Genomic DNA, 16236 nt, shown 5'->3' with positions numbered 1-16236 from the left:
AGCATGAAAATAACGACATTACCGCGCACGAAACCGTCTCGGCGTCCGCATAAAATGGACTAAGAGACGGAGGATCAGATTTCTTAGAACAGTTTTTTCGCTGTATCCAGCCAGTCGCCTTTGAAAGGACGCTTCATGTTCTCAATGGCATCAACGATGTCATGGTGCACCATTTTCTCATTCTGGATACCGACACAGCGGCCGCCGTAACCCTGCTGTAGCAGCTCAATAGAGTAGGCACCCATGCGTGAGGCCAGAATACGGTCGTAGGCAACTGGCGAGCCACCGCGCTGAATGTGGCCGAGTACGGTCGCACGGGTTTCGCGTCCCGTTTCTTTCTCAATGTATTTAGCGAGTTCATCGACATCGCACACCAGTTCGGTGATCGCCACAATCGCGTGTTTCTTGCCTTTCTCGATGCCCGCTTTAATTTCACAGACCAGATCTTCCGGGCTGAACGGCACTTCTGGCAGAACGATGAACTCACAGCCGCCGGCAATCGCCGCCGCCAGCGTCAGGTCACCGCAGTGGCGTCCCATGACTTCAACAATGGAAATACGCTGGTGTGAAGAGGAGGTATCGCGCAGGCGGTCAATCGCTTCCAGCACGGTTTCCAGCGCGGTAAAGTAACCGATAGTGTAGTCCGTACCCGCAACGTCGTTATCGATCGTGCCGGGCAAGCCGATACAAGGGAAACCCATTTCGGTCAGGCGCTTGGCTCCCATATAGGAACCGTCACCGCCGATAACGACCAGCGCATCCAGGCCGCGTCTTTTCATATTTTCCACGCAGACCTGGCGCACCGCTTCATCACGAAACTGCGGGAATCGCGCGGAACCCAGAAACGTGCCGCCACGGTTAATCACATCCGACACGCTGTAACGATCCAACTGCTCCATGCGATCTTCGTACAAGCCCTGATAACCATCATAAATGCCGTAAACTTCTAACCCTTCCGATAGCGCAGCGCGAACTACACCTCGAATTGCGGCATTCATACCTGGTGCATCGCCACCGCTCGTCAACACTCCGATTCTTCTAATCATGACAACCTCTGGACTTGTAGATGTAATTTTGCAGGATTCTTCTATCGTAAATTCACCGCCGCCGTGAAACACAGCAGCAACGCCTTATTCTTTTATTAGCATATTATAACAAACACCCGAAGCTGAATTGATTCAGGTCAGGCTAAATTGTGCATAAATTTTCATGGCATATCACGTTTTTAACATAAAATGCTGAAACCTAGCCGACTACGCCGTCAATCTGCCACGCTGATTTTCCGGCACGGCAGAAACCGGATCCTGATGGATAATAATATCGGCCCCCGGAAACTGTTCACGTAATGCCTGCTCCAGATCGTCTGCAATTTGATGCGCCTGAACCAGCGGCAGCGTGTCATCCATTTCCAGATGCAGTTGAATAAAGCGCGTTGGGCCGGAACGTCGGGTACGCAACGCATGTGCGCCGCGAATGCCCGGCCAGTTCACAATCACCTCAGCAATGGCACGGTGCTCCTCGTCCGGCAGCGCACGATCTAACAGCGACTGCACGGCGTCATACCCCATGCGTAACGCGCTATATAAAATATAGCCGCCAATACCCAATGCAAACAGGGAGTCGGCGCGCATAATACCTTTCCAACTGAGCGCCAGCGCCACCAGAATCGCACCGTTCATCAACAGGTCGGACTGATAATGCAGCATATCCGCACGCACCGCCTGACTATGCGTACGCTTCACGACCCAGCGCTGGAACGCTACCAGCAGCAGCGTAGCCACCAGCGCAGTGAGCGTCACCCACATGCCCACTTCCGGTGCGTGCAGCGTCTGCGGCTCCAGCGAATGTTGCAGCCCCATCAGAATCAGGAACAGCGCCGAACCGGAGATAAACATGCTCTGCGCCAGCGCAGCCAGCGATTCCGCTTTACCGTGGCCGAATGCATGCTCAGTGTCTGCGGGTTGCAGCGAATAGCGCACCACCAGCAGGTTCACCAGCGACGCGGCGATATCTACCAGCGAATCAACCAAGGACGCCAACAGGCTTACCGAACCGGTATGCCACCAAGCAAACACTTTCATTATGAACAGTACCAGCGCCACGACCGTTGCGCTCACGGCTGCCAGCGTCACCAGACGTGCATAGTGTGGATTCATCATGCCCTCACGTAAAACGAATGCCCTTACAGAAAACGGAGACGTTGACAGAAACAAGGATCGCTTGGGTCATTGCCCGTATTCAGTTCGCCAATGATGTTTTTAACACACGGGCATAGCGGACAAACGTAAAAATACAGCACACGGTTGCCAGTATCGCCATCGCCGCACCCATGAAACCGATGTCGGGCAGGCCCAAATGGATAATAACCTGATTGCCCAGCAGCGCACCGCCGCCGATCCCAATGTTATAGATTCCTGAGTAGAGCGCCATCGCCACGTCGGTGGCATCCGATGCCAGCGTCAACACCTTGACCTGCATCCCCAGACTCAGCGCCATAATGGCGATCCCCCAGACGACACACAGCGTCGACAGGCTCCAGCCGCTGAATGACAAAGGCAGCAGGAGTAGTAAACACACCGCCAGAAACGCGAACGAGACAATCAGGAAGCCTGCCGGATATTTGCCGCTGTAGCGGCTGAACAGCATGCTGCCAATGATGCCAGCACCACCAAAAATCAGCAGCAAGATGGTCGTGAAGTTTTCACTCAACAACGCCACTTTCTGGATAAACGGCTCAATATAACTGTAGGCGGTAAAATGCGCCGTAACGATCATGACGGTCAGGCCGTACACACACAGCAGCGCCGGACGTTTAAGCAGAAGAGGCAAACTCTTCAACGAACCGGAATTACTGCTCGGCAGCACAGGCAGCAGTTTCATCAGACCCACCATAATCCCCGCAGCAATCAGGCCAATCAGAACGAACGTCACACGCCAGCCCAGATACTGCCCGACCACACGCCCCAGCGGTAACCCCAGCACCAGCGCCAGCGCCGTGCCGGTCGCCAGCAAGCTTAACGCCTGCGCTTTTTTGTCTGCAGGTGCCAAACGCACCACCAGCGATGCCGTAATCGACCAGAATATCGCGTGAGCCAGCGCCACGCCGATACGAGCAATCACCAACACCCAATAGTTCCAAGCCAGACCGGACAGCACATTGCTGACGGCGAACAGGATAAAGATTTTGATCAGCAGGCTGCGTCGCTCCATATCGCTGGACATCAGCATGCAAGGCAGCGACATCAGCCCGACCACCCAGGCATAGATCGTAATGATCAGCCCAACCTGCGCAGCGCTCATGGAAAAACTGGCAGCGATGTCTGACAGGAGTGCTACGGGGGCAAATTCAGCGGTGTTAAAAATGAAGGCCGCCAGAGAAAGGCTGACGACGCGTAACCAAGCGGTCGAACGGGAAGAACGGGTCATGGTATTGATATCAAAAGTTAAAATAAAAGAATGCGCCCCCTGTCGTGGCAGAGGCTAACGCGATGAAGCAATGGTACAGGGAAAGTATGACATCGCCGTGTAATCGGCGAGCGGCCAAGGGTGTTTCAGCGTGCTTTTATGAGGATGTCAGCCAAAAGCCTGAAAACAGGTAAGGGAACATTCATGAGCATCATTTTTGGTGCTCACATTCTACGCTTTACCGCTCCCTTACGCTGTCTTTTTTCGTGCTCTTCTTACTCAACTTTTATGCTGTTCTCTAGCGGAGAAGAGTAACTGCGTTACGAGGTTTCACAGTGAAATATGGGCTTTCACTGTCGTTTTTATGCAACAAAACCGCCGAAGCGGGATACTATTAAGCCTGTTTCAGGTGTTCGCTAAGTGTTTCAACAATAAACGTATTCACTGAAATTTGGCGTTCAGCGGCCGCAATGGTCAGTCGTTCCCCGAATGATTCAGGATAACGGAGGGTGAATGTTTTCACCTTCTCTTCACGCTCGTAAGGTTCAATGCCATTTTCCTGACAGTCTTCCAGATATTCGCGTAGCGAAATTTCACCCTCGCTTCTCAAGCCATTAATACTGTCGGCGACAAAATCACAGTAGCCAGATAAACCAATAAACTTACCGCGAAACATACCCATTTCCGGTACATAACTGATAATGGCCGGTTGTCCAGAAACAACCATCGTATTTGGTGTGTTGAGTGCTTTCGTCATGGTTTTACTCCTATACTTTCCAGCCATTCACGCAGGCTAACCAGTGCGCCTTTATCAGTATCCGGTGACGGATGAGGACGATGGAATCGGGCGATACTCCCGTTCAATAAAAATCGCACTCGTGATCCGCTACCTTCCTTAATTTCACCGCCTAACGCAGTAACGAGTAACGAGTAACGAGTGACGAGTGACGAGTGACTCAATATTCGACCATTTAACACCTGAAAGTACTGGTGTTTTGAAAATTTGGATCAGCGTTTCCCGCTGCTTCTTTCGTAGGCTGGCTATTTTTCCCTGCATTACTGATTCCATGATGTCATTTACTGAAGTCAGTATAGACGCCGCTAATATGAAGTCAAATCATGAAGTCAAAACACGCTATATGCCTTAAAAAAACCAAAAAAAAGCCCTCCATCATGGAGGGCAAAAAGACAGGGATGGTGTCTATGGCAAGGAAAAACAGGGTGTGTACCTACTACACATGACTACTCGGACTGCACTACGCTTACTACAAGCTACTTACTACACTCGCACTACTACTCGGGATTCTCTGTCTCGGCATGGCTTGTCATACCTGGTGCCGGCGCGGCCATCTGGCTCAACATCGATATCTGTTGCTGCATCTCTTTCATGCGTTGCTTATGCTTCAGCTCTAATATCTCTTTCTGCGCTGGCGTCAGCAGGTTATACATTTGGTTGCGCACTCGGGTCATCTGAATCTGACGCTCGAGCTGCACACTCATCATTCGGGTTATCTGCGCTCGCACCGCCGCTTCATCAAACGTTTCTGCCGTCACCAGCTTATGCATGGCTTTAACATCTTCGGCATTAAACGTCGGCTTGTCCTGACGACTCTGGTGCATCAAATCACGCATTTGCTGACGCTGTTGCTCAGTCAGCCTCACGCCATCGAACATACCTTGCTGGACGGATGTGCCTTTTGTGACGGAATCATCGATATGCCAGCCGCTCACCGAGGCGTCTCCACTTTCTGCTGCAACGGCGGTAAAAGTGCCTAACATAAGCAGTGAAGCAAGAGATAAGGTTGCGAACTGTTGCATCAATAACTCTCCAGAGCGGTACGTCGTTTTGTGAATCAATGAACAGGAGTCTACGCATCTTGCTGCAAACATGCGTCAGAGGATGTAAAACTACGTAAAGTCATGGAATAGCGCTAATCTATGTCGTATTTTGCCCTTGGAGGTAGAGAAAACATGAATAAAATTCTGCTGGTTGATGACGATAGAGAGCTGACCGCTTTACTGAAAGAATTGCTCGAAATGGAAGGTTTTAACGTCGTTGTCGCCTACGACGGCGAGCAGGCGTTACAGATATTAGATAACACCATTGACCTGTTATTACTGGATGTGATGATGCCGAAGAAAAACGGTATCGATACATTAAAAGAACTACGACAGCAGCATCAAACGCCGGTCATTATGCTGACCGCCCGCGGCAGCGAATTAGACCGCGTTCTTGGTCTGGAACTGGGTGCAGATGATTATCTGCCGAAGCCTTTTAACGACCGGGAACTGGTGGCGCGGATTCGCGCAATTCTCCGCCGCTCCAACTGGACCGATCAACAGCAGGCGGGTGATAACAGCGCCCCGACGCTGGAAGTCGACAGCTTGCGTCTGAACCCCGGACGACAGGAAGCCAGCTTCGACGATATCGTACTGGACCTGACAGGCACCGAATTTACGCTGCTCTATCTGCTGGCACAGCGGCTGGGACAGGTAGTGTCCCGCGAACATTTAAGTCAGGAAGTGCTGGGGAAACGGCTTACGCCGTTTGATCGCGCGATCGATATGCATATCTCGAACCTACGACGCAAATTGCCAGAACGCAAGGACGGCCTGCCTTGGTTTAAAACGCTGCGTGGACGAGGCTATTTGATGGTATCGGCTGCATGATCAATAGCTTGACCGCCCGTATTTTTGCCATTTTTTGGTTGACGCTGGCGCTGGTACTCATGCTGGTCCTGATGGTGCCTAAGCTGGACTCGCGCCAGCTTACCGCCTTGCTGGAGAACGAGCAGCGGCAGGGCATCATGCTGGAACAGCACATTGAAGCAGACCTTGCCAATACGCCAGCCAACGATCTGCGCTGGTGGTTACGGCTATTCTGGGTGCTGGAAAAGTGGGCTCCACCGGGGCAGCGCCTCCTGTTAGTCACCAGCGAAGGACGCGTGCTGGGTGCACAAAAGAATGAAATGCAGATCGTGCGCAACTTTATCGGGTTGTCAGATAACGCCGATCATCCACAAAAGAAAAACTATGGCCGCATTGAACTGCTTGGCCCCTTCTCTATTCGTGATGGTGAAGACAACTACCAACTTTACCTGAGCCGCCCAAGCAGCAGCCCACAGTCCGATTTCATCAGCCTGCTGTTTGACCGCCCTTTACTGCTGCTGATCTTCACCATGCTGATCAGTTCACCGCTGCTCCTCTGGCTCGCCTGGAGTCTGGCGAAACCCGCACGTAAGCTCAAACACGCAGCCGACGAAGTCGCCAAAGGTAACTTACGCCAGCACCCTGAGCTGGAGTCTGGCCCACAGGAGTTTCTGGCGACAGGCGTTAGCTTTAACCAGATGGTCAGCGCGCTGGAACGAATGGTTACCGCACAGCAACGCCTGCTGTCGGATATCTCCCATGAACTGCGTACGCCGCTGACACGCTTGCAGTTGGCAACGGCGCTGCTGCGTCGGCGTCAGGGTGAAGGCAATGAGCTGAACCGCATTGAAATGGAAACTCAGCGGCTCGACAGCATGATTAACGATCTACTGGTGCTCTCACGTAATCAACACAAGAACGAACTGACCCGTGAGTTCCTGCGTGCCGATGAACTGTGGGGCAATGTGCTGGATGATGCCGCCTTTGAAGCCGAGCAGATGGGGAAAACGCTGGAAGTGCCCTATCCTCCGGGGCCGTGGACGCTCTTTGGCAACACCGCCTCGCTCGACAGTGCGCTGGAAAATATCGTGCGCAACGCGCTGCGTTATTCTCACAACCACATCGAAGTGGCCTTCTCGGTGGATAATCAGGGCATCACCATTAAAGTGGATGACGATGGCCCCGGCGTGAGCCCAGAAGATCGCGAGCAGATTTTCCGTCCCTTCTACCGTACGGATGAAGCGCGTGACCGCGAATCCGGCGGCAGCGGTTTAGGGCTCGCCATCGTGGAAACTGCCATTACGCAGCACAAAGGCTGGGTAAAAGCGGAAGACAGTCCACTGGGTGGATTGCGTCTGATCATCTGGCTGCCGTTGCATCAGCGGTAAGTCGGACGAGAGTTTTTCCCGCCACCGACGTTTCCCTCGATAACACGCTCTCAGGTGCCCGACATGGGCACCTGTCACTTTCTGTTTATCTTCTCACGGTTATACTGCATTGAGTTTTTTAGGCGATTGCGTAGAGTACTCGTCACTCATGCCGAAAACAGGCAAGACCCGTGTTGAATGAAGGATACAAACCATGAAAGGAGTAACGCTGCTGGCTGGCGTACTGACCGCGCTAATGAGCAGTCAGGCATTCAGTTCCAGCGATGGAGTGTGCGGCTTTTCCGACTCGGAATGTGGCGTGTCTGCCCTGCCCTATTTGCAGCCGGGCAACGACACTCGTGCTAACCTGATGTTGCTGCAAAGCCGTCTCCACAACATGTCGCTTCCGTTACCCCATCCTTTACCCGATCAAACGCGTTCACGTATCGACCCTTTTACGGCCTACCGAGTCATGGGGATTGCCGCCACAGAAGGGGTTCCCTCTTCCGATTCTGGGGAAGATGTCACGGCTGATGCGCCCTACCTTTCAACGCTGAATAAAGCGAAGCAGCTTAACCTCTCTTCAGCCGTTCAGGGCACGATCTCCACGTTTTCGCCTGACGATAACGAAGGTCGCCATATTTCCAATGCGCTTTCCACGCTGGAAGCGTTTTTCGACGTCCTGCGGGCTGACACACCGCTCACCCATGAACAGCGCACGCTGCTGGCACATCAGCGGGTGAATCTTCTCAGCCCGTTGTATACCAAAGAGGCGCTGAACAAAGGTCTTGCCAGCCTACCGGGCGAAGGACATGCCAGCGCACTCACTCAGTATCTGTTCGCGGCGCTGGCGTTTTATCAGGGCCACTTCGATGAGGCGGAAAGCAGCTTTCAGGCGTTAACATCTTCACCACAGCCGTGGGTCGCGGAAACCTCGCGCTATATGTTGATTCGCGTAGCGATCAATAAAGCGATGGAAAACGCGCTTGATGAATACAATATGTTTGATGCCAGTAAAGCCGATAAAGCGGCTGCACAGCTTGCCATTCAGCATATTGGCGACTATCTGAAACAGTATCCAGACGGGCACTACATCGAGTCCGCTAACGGGCTGTATCGCCGCGCTTACTGGATTATGGACGATATGAATGCCTTAGCGACAACGTACCAACACGAGCTGGACAACACCGCCGACGTCGAAGCACTCCTTGAATTGAGCGACGAGATCGACAACAAGCTGCTGGAAAATCGGCAATTCACCAGCGCGCCGGGCAGCCCTCCGTTGACGATGGTGCAAGACCTCAAACGCTTGCGTTCAGATGACGGCTGGCTGGCATTACCCGCCTTATCCGCTGACGAGTTGGCCGCGCAGAAACCGCTGTTTGCGCAAGACAACATGCAGGATGCGTTCAGCTACCTTCAGGCAGCACAGCTGTTTTATGGTCAAAAAGATTACGCTGCCGTGGTTAACAGCGTTCCCGCGACACAGGCGAACGATCTGACTGATACTGTGCGTTTCAGCCTGCAAGTCTTACGCGGTCGGGCGCTGGTGCGTCTGGAGCGCTGGGATGAGGCGGAAGCGCATTGGCGTCAACTCTTAACACGCAATATGGGGTACACGCAAAATCAGTTCCTGCAACTGGCGCTGGCGGAAACGTTGGTCAAGGCAGGTCATCCAGAGCGGATCTTTGCCGCCGACAGCCCAGTGAAAAATCTGCGTTTCCGTTCCGCCGTGCTGAAAATTAGTGCCAGCGCCGAGCTGCTGCGTCAGCAAACGGGCCCGCAGCAAACCCATGAAGAACGGGCTATCGCACTGCATACGTTGTTAACCAAGTCGCTCACCCACGGTGATTACGCCAGCTATCTCAAAGATGTTCAGTTGAGGAAAGACATTGCGCCGCTCGTCAGCAGCGAAAATCAAAGCTGGAATCAGGAAGATTTAACAGCATTTGACTGGGACGGCAGCGATACCGAAGAAGACTACCAATGCCCAGCGCTGAATGACGTGGTCGAGACGCTGAATCAACGCCCCAATGATGCCCGTTCGATTAACTGCCTCGGCGAGTTTTTCCTGCGCACCAATAACAGCGTGGGCTTCGACTGGGGAGAAGGCAGCATGTTGAGTGGACTCACCAACGCGCCAACGCAGTTCGTCGGCACCGAATATAACCGTTTGGATGGGTATATGCGGGTGATTGCCGACCCAAAAGCGCCGCCGGAAGACAAAACCTATGCCCTGTATCGCGCGGTTAACTGCTATGCGCCAAGCGGCTATAACGACTGTGGTCCGCAGGACATCAGCAAGGCAACCCGCAAAGCCTGGTTTACCCAACTAAAAACCAAGTACAAAGGCAGCGTGTGGGCAGACAAGCTCGATTATTACTGGTAACGCCGTTAATCATGCTGGCTGGCCTGCTCGCGTTCTGTACGCAGGCCGCTTCCGTTAACGTTGCGCCTTCAGCCATCAACGCGGTGCCCGCCATCGTCGACGCGACACGCTATCAGGACTTCTGGCTATGGGCGGCGGTGCGGCCCCAGCCGATTCTGCATCAGGCACAGACGCTATACCTGCATCAAGGTGAAGTGGCGCGCCGTCAGGGTAAAGTCGTGTTCCTGCGTCAGGGGATCCCGCCCAGCCAGTTGCGCGTTAACCGTGTCTGGCTGGCTTTCCGCATGACCACGCTGGAGCTTTCCGATCGCCACCTGAACCGGATACTAAAGTTACGGGAAAAGTGGCAGCGTCAGGGCAATCAAGTGGTTGGGATTCAGATCGATTTTGACGCGAAAAGCTATCAGTTAGCAGGCTATGTCGCGTTTCTGACGCAATTGCGCAAGCGTTTACCCGAAGATTGTCAGCTCAGTATTACGGGGCTGCTCGACTGGTCGAAAACCGGTGATGTTGCGACGTTGAACCGCTTACAGGGCAAGCTGGATGAAGTGGTGGTACAAACCTATCAGGGTCGCAGCACCATTACCAACTACGCCGAGTACCTGCCTGCACTGATGAAACTGACCCTGCCTTTCCGAGTCGGGCTGGTACAACACGGCAAGTGGGAACCGCAGTGGCAGCAACGCCTTGCCACTTCACCGTATTATCGCGGGGAAGTGGTGTTTCTGGTGAATCCACCCCTGAAAAAATCCGCCAACGGCAGACTGTAGCAAGCTATGGCTACAGGCAACCACCGAAGCCATTTTGCCGCCAGGCTTCATAGCTGATGATCGCCACGGCATTGGACAGATTCAGGCTGCGGTTATTAGACTGCATGGGAATGCGGATACGGAAATCCGACTCAAAGCCGTTACGAATCTCGTCTGGCAGGCCGGACGTTTCCGATCCAAACAGCAATACATCATCTGGCTGGTAGGTTGGCTGATCGTAGGGACGGCTGCCTTTGGTGGTACACGCGAAGATGCGTTTACCGAGAACCGCCGCCAGAAAGTCCTGATAGTTTTTATGACGGCTGACGTTCGCCAGATCGTGATAATCCAGCCCCGCGCGGCGCAGCTTTTTCTCTTCAAAATCGAACCCCAGCGGTTCAATCAAATGAAGCGTACAGCCGTTGTTGGCCGCCAGTCGGATAATATTGCCGGTGTTCGGTGCAATTTGAGGCTCATAGAGCGCGATATGGAACATGAGATAGCGTCAACCACGAAGAAAAATTCCGCCGCAGTATAGCGCATTCCCACGGGGCAGCCCAAAACCTGTGCACGCAGGATTGCGGATTACTCTGCACGACGTTTTCCTCTACAGCGATTACACTTAAGGAAAGACATCAGTGCTATGTACTGATGAAAACACGATGCAGGCATACTGCCTGTGTGGAGGTTTAATGAAACACCCTAAGACATTATTGGCCTGTGCCGCCCTGCTCGGCCTGCCGCTTCTGGCAAGTGCTAACACGCCGCAAGCGCCCACGCCTCAGCAGCAGTTTGAGAGTGGTATCAGCAGCCAGAAACAGTTGCAGCAGAATATGCAGCAGAACCAGAAATTGCAGCAACAGCAGTTGAATAATCAGCTCCAGCAGCGCAACCAGCAGTTGCAGCAACAACGCCAGCAGCAGCTACAGCAGGATTTACAGCGTTCACAGAGAACCACACCGCCACCATCAATTAAACAGAACCCCTGATTCGATGGCTGACTATAGCCGCACACCCATCAGCGTTAAAATCAACGGCGTGGTTAACGCCGCCATCGCCGTTGATAACAGCAGACTTGATGCCACTGGGCCGCCCAGCACATCGAACTGGCGCGACATCAGATAGACGTTGACGCCCACCGCCATCGACCCCAGCAGCACGACCGCACGCGTCTCCATTTCCGGCAGGCCGAGTGCAATCGCAATCCCCCAGATCACCAGCGGCTGTACCAGCAGTTTGATCGTACAAATCGCCGTGCTGATCTGCCAGCCGTCACGCACGCGGTATTCCGCCAGCCCCATTCCCAGCGCCACCAGCGACAGCGGCGCGGCAATCTGTCCCAGCATAGCCAGCGGCTGATCGACATACGACGGCAGCGGCAGGCCCGTCAGGCTGAACGCCGTACCGGACAGAATGCCGATAATCAGCGGGTTCTTCAGCACGCCCAGCGCGGTTTTGGTAAAGCCCTGTAGCGACAGCGCCCCGTTACGCGCCCATTCCACCGACACCGTCACCAGCGTCCACAAAATAAGCCCGTTAAACACCACCACCAGCGCGACCGACGGGATCGCCTCTTCGCCCAGCATCAGCGTAGCAATCGGCAGCCCCAGCATCACGTTGTTGGAGAAGATGCCGCTTAACGCAAACAGCGAGCCGGAGACGCCATCAAGATGAAAGACCTTGCGCGCCACGATGCGACCTAGAACAAACACCAGCAGGCAGCCGCCAAAAAAGGCGATCAGCAGTCGGGCATCTACCACCGGACGTTTGGAAAAATCCGACATCAGGCGGAACAGCATGGCGGGCATGGCGACGGAGAAGACAAAGCGCGTCATGCCGTCGGTCACGGTGGTCGGCCATTTACCGTAGCGAATCAGGCTATAGCCGAGCGCGATAAGAACAAAGAGGGGTAACGACAGAAAAATCTGGTGCCAAAGCGAAACAATAAATGCGGGCATGACGCCACTTCCTTATTACCGGCACCGAGTCAGAAAGGGGATCGCCGCATTATCTTTATTGCGACGATATCAATATCGCCACAGCACGCTATTACGGGAAGGAGGCAGACCTCAGCCGGTCGCGAAGTGTGCCCCGATTAAATCTATCCGGTCAGTACAGATACAGTCAACGCCCCAATCCAGCAAAGTTTGCGCGCGATCAGGTTGGTTGACGGTATAAACCAGAATGCGCAAACCCGCCGCTTTCAGCGACGCGACGCGTTCTGCCGTCAGCAGTTTGTGATTCAGGTGGATGGACACACAATCCAGACGCTGTGTTAACGCCAGCCAGTCTTCGTCCCACTCATCCAGCAGCAGCCCACGCGGCAGTTCTGGCACCGCCTGCTGCGCCGCTTCCAGAGCGTCGATAGAGAACGATGACAGCAGCGGTGCTGCCGGATGATCGGCCCACAACTGGCGCGCCGCCAGCGCAATCACCCGCCCGGTTTCTGTTTCATATCCGGTGGTGGGTTTAATTTCGATGTTGGCCGCCATGCCGTACTGCACACAACGTTTTGCCACTTCCGATAGCAGCGGCAGGCGTTCACCGACAAATTTATGACCGTACCAGCCGCCGACGTCCAGCCCGACCAGCTTGTCCCACGGCAGTTCCCCAGCAATGCCCCAGCCGTTGCTGGTGCGCTCAAGCGTGTCGTCGTGTAAAAGGAAAATCTGGCCGTCCTGCGACAGCTTGGCGTCAAATTCGATCATCTTGTGACCGAGGCTGGCACCAACATCAATCGCCGCCAGCGTGTTTTCCGGTGCCAGTGAACCGCCGCCGCGATGGGCGACAATGCTCGGGTAAGGCCAGATTGTTTCCATTATTCCATCCGTAATCCGCTTTGCGAATCAAACAGGTGCCATGATGACGTCGGTAAGTGTAGCCAGAGCGTTGAACCGATCGCGGGGCAGTGCTCATAAGAGAGCCGCGCGATCACGTTCTGCCCGCCCCACTTGCCGTGCGCTAAATTGTCCGCGCCCAGCAGTTCGAGTGTTGAAATCTGCAACGGGATACCGCCGGTTTCGCTCGTCGCCAGCTGAATATGCTCTGGTCGAACCCCCAGCGTCAATGCTTTACCACGCCATTGCGGCTTCGGTTCAGGCAGCGCCAGCGCGATGTCACCATCGATTTCAAAGCGGCAGCCGTCATCGCTAATGCGACCTGACCACAGGTTCATGGCCGGTGAACCAATAAAGCTGGCCACAAACAGCGATGCCGGGCGGCGATAAATCTCAGCCGGCGCACCGATTTGTTCGGCGATCCCTTTGTTCATGACGATAACGCGCTGTGCCAGCGTCATCGCTTCAACCTGATCGTGCGTGACGTACAGGCTGGTGGTTTTCAGGCGCTGGTGCAGTTGCTGTAATTCGAGCCGCATCTGTACGCGCAATTTAGCATCCAGATTCGATAATGGTTCGTCGAACAGGAATACCGCCGGTTCACGCACAATCGCCCGTCCCATCGCCACGCGCTGACGCTGACCGCCCGATAGCTCACGCGGTTTGCGTTGCAACAGCGGCATCAATTCCAGAATTCGCGCCGCATCTTCCACGCGCTCGCGGATCTGCACCTTACCGAAGCCACGGATTTTCAGGCCGTAAGCCATATTGTCGAACACATTCATATGGGGATAAAGCGCGTAGTTCTGGAACACCATCGCAATACCGCGATCTTTTGGTTCCAGATCGGTGACCCGCTGGTTATCAATGTAGATATCACCGCTGGTGGTGCGTTCGAGGCCTGCCACCATGCGCAGGAGCGTCGATTTACCGCAGCCTGACGGCCCGACCATCACGACGAATTCGCCGTCCGCGACGTCCAGATCGATAGGTTGGATAATCTGTGTTTTGCCATCGTAAGACTTGGTGACAGCCTGAAGTTTTAAACATGCCATAAGCGTTTCCGAAATTCGTCTTGATTTATTTTTCGCTGTCGACCAGACCGCGAACGAACCAGCGCTGCATCAGTAGCACAACCAGCAGCGGCGGCAACATAGTCAGCAGCATGGCCGCCATCACCTGATTCCACTGCGTGGCCCCATCGCCGGAGGCAATCATGCTTTTAATCCCAGCGACTGCGGTGCCCAGATCGGCATCGCTGACAATCAGCAGCGGCCACAGGTATTGGTTCCAGCCGTAGATGAACGTGATCACGAACAGCGCCGCCAGATTGGTCTTCGACAGCGGTAAAACCATGTCGAAGAAGAAACGCATCGGGCTGGCACCGTCGATACGCGCCGCTTCCATCAATTCATCCGGCAGCGTCATAAAGAACTGACGGAACAGGAAGGTCGCGGTCGCCGAGGCCATCAGCGGCAGCGTTAAACCGGTGTAGCTGTCCATCATGTCCAGCCGCGCGATCACTTCCACCGTCGGGAAAATACGCACTTCCACCGGCAGCATCAGCGTCAGAAAAATCATCCAGAAGAACAGGTTGCGCAGCGGAAAACGGAAATAGACGATGGCGTAAGCGGACAGGATCGATACGGTGATTTTGCCTATCGTAATCGCCAGCGCCATCACGAAGCTGTTGAGCAGCATCAGTCCGAACGGCGTGGTGTTGTTGCCCGCGCCGTGCAGCCAGATATAACGCAGGTTTTCCCATAGGTGAGAACCGGGGATGAGCGTCATCGGAGCCTGAAAGACTTCCTGATTATCCAGCGTGGCGGCCACAAACCCCACGTACAGCGGAAACAGTACGGCGAGAATACCGACGATCAGCATGACATGGCTGAAAATAGTTAACCCGCGACGATTCTCAATCATTGGCATTGACCTTGTAGATTTATCTTCATTGGTAATTCACCTTCCGCTCAACAAAACGGAACTGAATCACGGTCAGCCCGATAACCAATATCATCAGTACCACCGACTGCGCTGCCGAACTGGACAGATCCAGCCCTGCGAAGCCTTCACGATAAATTTTGTAGATCAGCGTGGTCGTCGACTGCACAGGCCCACCGGCCGTTGCGGCATCGATAATCGGGAAGGTATCGAAAAAGGCGTACACCAGATTGACCACCAGCAGGAAGAAACTCACCGGAGAAATCATCGGCAGCACCAGATTGAAGAAGCGCCGCACGGGGCCAGCACCATCAATCGCGCCCGCTTCCACCAGTGAACGGGGGATCGATTGCAGCGCAGCAAGGAAGAACAGGAAGTTATAGCTAATCTGTTTCCAGACCGACGCCAGCACGACTAAAAACATCGCCTGACCGCTGTTCTGCGCGTGGTTCCACGTATAGCCCAGCAGCCCGAGAAAGTGGGTGATCAGCCCCAGACCGGGGTTAAACAAGAACATCCACAGCACGGCAGCAACGGCGGGCGCCACGGCATACGGCAGGATGATCAACGTCTGGTACAGGCGGCTGGCACGGATCACGTAGTCCACCAGCGCGGCCAGAAAGAGTGAAATCAGCATGCCAAACCCTGCCACCAGAAAGCTGAATATCAGCGTGGTGTAAAACGAATCAAGGTAGTAAGGGTTATTAAGCAGTTGCCTGAAGTTTTCCATGCCGACAAATTCGCTGGATAGCCCAAATGGATCCAGGTTCTGCACCGAATACCACAGCGCCTGACCAGCAGGCCAGATAAAGAAAATCACGGTAATCAGCAGTTGAGGTAACACCAGCACGTAAGGCAACCAACTGCTGCGAAAAACGGGGCGGGATGATGTCATG

16 protein-coding genes and 1 pseudogene are annotated in these 16236 nt (G+C 54.1%); 5 read left to right on the top strand and 12 right to left on the bottom strand.

The features are described 5' to 3' along the window. Nucleotides 1-83: 83 nt before the first annotated feature. From pfkA to cpxP, 6 genes and pseudogenes are all read right to left on the bottom strand, one after another. Entirely contained in the window at nucleotides 84-1046 is a 963-nt protein-coding gene (gene pfkA, locus IG609_RS00605; RefSeq protein ID WP_102118188.1) for a 6-phosphofructokinase, read from the bottom strand. Nucleotides 1047-1253: 207 nt separating this feature from the next. After that, nucleotides 1254-2156, bottom strand: coding sequence for a CDF family cation-efflux transporter FieF (fieF, locus tag IG609_RS00600; protein WP_193397804.1), 903 nt, complete (start codon nucleotides 2154-2156; stop codon nucleotides 1254-1256). Nucleotides 2157-2238: 82 nt separating this feature from the next. Continuing rightward, the gene (locus tag IG609_RS00595) at nucleotides 2239-3426 is read right to left on the bottom strand and encodes a sugar transporter (RefSeq protein WP_193397770.1); all 1188 of its coding nucleotides are present in this window, start codon (nucleotides 3424-3426) and stop codon (nucleotides 2239-2241) included. Between the two features lie 373 nt (nucleotides 3427-3799). Continuing rightward, entirely contained in the window at nucleotides 3800-4162 is a 363-nt protein-coding gene (locus tag IG609_RS00590; RefSeq protein ID WP_014917022.1) for a type II toxin-antitoxin system HicB family antitoxin, read from the bottom strand. Further along, a pseudogene (locus IG609_RS00585) lies at nucleotides 4159-4462 on the bottom strand (type II toxin-antitoxin system HicA family toxin). Before IG609_RS00585 ends, IG609_RS00590 begins: the two are co-directional and overlap by 4 nt. Nucleotides 4463-4698: 236 nt before the next feature. Beyond that, nucleotides 4699-5223 (bottom strand): cell-envelope stress modulator CpxP, encoded by a 525-nt coding sequence (gene cpxP / locus IG609_RS00580; RefSeq protein ID WP_193397771.1) that lies wholly within the window; start codon nucleotides 5221-5223, stop codon nucleotides 4699-4701. Between the two features lie 153 nt (nucleotides 5224-5376). Here cpxP and cpxR point away from each other — a divergent pair, with 153 nt between their 5' ends. The 4 genes from cpxR (at nucleotide 5377) to IG609_RS00560 (ending at nucleotide 10580) form a co-directional block, all read left to right on the top strand. Continuing rightward, entirely contained in the window at nucleotides 5377-6075 is a 699-nt protein-coding gene (gene cpxR / locus IG609_RS00575) for an envelope stress response regulator transcription factor CpxR (RefSeq protein WP_193397772.1), read from the top strand. Then, on the top strand, nucleotides 6072-7442 hold the full coding sequence (cpxA, locus tag IG609_RS00570) for an envelope stress sensor histidine kinase CpxA (RefSeq protein ID WP_193400715.1): 1371 nt from the start codon (nucleotides 6072-6074) through the stop codon (nucleotides 7440-7442). The genes cpxR and cpxA overlap by 4 nt, the downstream gene beginning before the upstream one ends. Nucleotides 7443-7635: 193 nt before the next feature. Continuing rightward, nucleotides 7636-9810: a PA5441 family protein gene (locus IG609_RS00565; protein ID WP_193397774.1), complete on the top strand. Its 2175-nt coding sequence runs from the start codon at nucleotides 7636-7638 to the stop codon at nucleotides 9808-9810. Beyond that, on the top strand, nucleotides 9780-10580 hold the full coding sequence (locus IG609_RS00560) for a DUF3142 domain-containing protein (protein WP_193397775.1): 801 nt from the start codon (nucleotides 9780-9782) through the stop codon (nucleotides 10578-10580). The genes IG609_RS00565 and IG609_RS00560 overlap by 31 nt, the downstream gene beginning before the upstream one ends. Before the next feature lie 10 nt (nucleotides 10581-10590). Here the strand turns inward: IG609_RS00560 and IG609_RS00555 are convergent, their stop codons facing one another. Continuing rightward, a complete protein-coding gene (locus IG609_RS00555; protein ID WP_193397776.1) occupies nucleotides 10591-11055 on the bottom strand; it encodes a tRNA (cytidine(34)-2'-O)-methyltransferase in 465 nt (154 codons plus the stop codon). A gap of 196 nt (nucleotides 11056-11251) precedes the next feature. On the opposite strand from IG609_RS00555, the gene IG609_RS00550 reads away from it, so the two are divergent. Further along, nucleotides 11252-11548, top strand: coding sequence for a hypothetical protein (locus IG609_RS00550; RefSeq protein ID WP_193397777.1), 297 nt, complete (start codon nucleotides 11252-11254; stop codon nucleotides 11546-11548). A gap of 12 nt (nucleotides 11549-11560) precedes the next feature. Here the strand turns inward: IG609_RS00550 and IG609_RS00545 are convergent, their stop codons facing one another. From IG609_RS00545 to ugpA, 5 genes are all read right to left on the bottom strand, one after another. Beyond that, entirely contained in the window at nucleotides 11561-12517 is a 957-nt protein-coding gene (locus tag IG609_RS00545; RefSeq protein ID WP_193397778.1) for an AEC family transporter, read from the bottom strand. A 111-nt stretch (nucleotides 12518-12628) separates the two neighbouring features. Then, the gene (gene ugpQ, locus IG609_RS00540) at nucleotides 12629-13378 is read right to left on the bottom strand and encodes a glycerophosphodiester phosphodiesterase (RefSeq protein WP_193397779.1); all 750 of its coding nucleotides are present in this window, start codon (nucleotides 13376-13378) and stop codon (nucleotides 12629-12631) included. Further along, nucleotides 13378-14451 carry a sn-glycerol-3-phosphate import ATP-binding protein UgpC gene (locus IG609_RS00535; protein ID WP_193397780.1) on the bottom strand — a complete coding sequence of 358 codons (1074 nt, stop codon included), beginning with the start codon at nucleotides 14449-14451 and terminating at the stop codon, nucleotides 13378-13380. Before IG609_RS00535 ends, ugpQ begins: the two co-directional genes overlap by 1 nt. Nucleotides 14452-14476: 25 nt before the next feature. Then, complete coding sequence (gene ugpE / locus IG609_RS00530) at nucleotides 14477-15322, bottom strand: sn-glycerol-3-phosphate ABC transporter permease UgpE (protein WP_039275834.1); 846 nt, start codon at nucleotides 15320-15322, stop codon at nucleotides 14477-14479. A gap of 25 nt (nucleotides 15323-15347) precedes the next feature. Then, nucleotides 15348-16235, bottom strand: coding sequence for a sn-glycerol-3-phosphate ABC transporter permease UgpA (gene ugpA, locus IG609_RS00525; RefSeq protein ID WP_039502377.1), 888 nt, complete (start codon nucleotides 16233-16235; stop codon nucleotides 15348-15350). Nucleotide 16236: the final 1 nt, after the last annotated feature.

Source organism: Pectobacterium quasiaquaticum (genome assembly GCF_014946775.2).
GTDB lineage: Bacteria > Pseudomonadota > Gammaproteobacteria > Enterobacterales > Enterobacteriaceae > Pectobacterium > Pectobacterium aquaticum.
Note: the sequence above shows the minus strand (reverse complement) of the source record. Positions and strands in the feature narration are given on the sequence as shown.

Excerpts from the sequence above, each read along its gene's own strand:
- IG609_RS00565 (WP_193397774.1), top strand. The coding sequence starts at position 7,636 with ATGAAAGGAGTAACGCTGCTGGCTGGCGTACTGACCGCGCTAATGAGC.
- IG609_RS00555 (WP_193397776.1), bottom strand. The coding sequence starts at position 11,055 with ATGTTCCATATCGCGCTCTATGAGCCTCAAATTGCACCGAACACCGGC.
- cpxP (WP_193397771.1), bottom strand. The coding sequence starts at position 5,223 with ATGCAACAGTTCGCAACCTTATCTCTTGCTTCACTGCTTATGTTAGGC.
- fieF (WP_193397804.1), bottom strand. The coding sequence starts at position 2,156 with ATGAATCCACACTATGCACGTCTGGTGACGCTGGCAGCCGTGAGCGCA.
- ugpE (WP_039275834.1), bottom strand. The coding sequence starts at position 15,322 with ATGATTGAGAATCGTCGCGGGTTAACTATTTTCAGCCATGTCATGCTG.
- ugpQ (WP_193397779.1), bottom strand. The coding sequence starts at position 13,378 with ATGGAAACAATCTGGCCTTACCCGAGCATTGTCGCCCATCGCGGCGGC.
- IG609_RS00535 (WP_193397780.1), bottom strand. The coding sequence starts at position 14,451 with ATGGCATGTTTAAAACTTCAGGCTGTCACCAAGTCTTACGATGGCAAA.
- IG609_RS00590 (WP_014917022.1), bottom strand. The coding sequence starts at position 4,162 with ATGACGAAAGCACTCAACACACCAAATACGATGGTTGTTTCTGGACAA.
- IG609_RS00550 (WP_193397777.1), top strand. The coding sequence starts at position 11,252 with ATGAAACACCCTAAGACATTATTGGCCTGTGCCGCCCTGCTCGGCCTG.
- IG609_RS00545 (WP_193397778.1), bottom strand. The coding sequence starts at position 12,517 with ATGCCCGCATTTATTGTTTCGCTTTGGCACCAGATTTTTCTGTCGTTA.
- ugpA (WP_039502377.1), bottom strand. The coding sequence starts at position 16,235 with ATGACATCATCCCGCCCCGTTTTTCGCAGCAGTTGGTTGCCTTACGTG.
- cpxA (WP_193400715.1), top strand. The coding sequence starts at position 6,072 with ATGATCAATAGCTTGACCGCCCGTATTTTTGCCATTTTTTGGTTGACG.
- cpxR (WP_193397772.1), top strand. The coding sequence starts at position 5,377 with ATGAATAAAATTCTGCTGGTTGATGACGATAGAGAGCTGACCGCTTTA.
- pfkA (WP_102118188.1), bottom strand. The coding sequence starts at position 1,046 with ATGATTAGAAGAATCGGAGTGTTGACGAGCGGTGGCGATGCACCAGGT.
- IG609_RS00595 (WP_193397770.1), bottom strand. The coding sequence starts at position 3,426 with ATGACCCGTTCTTCCCGTTCGACCGCTTGGTTACGCGTCGTCAGCCTT.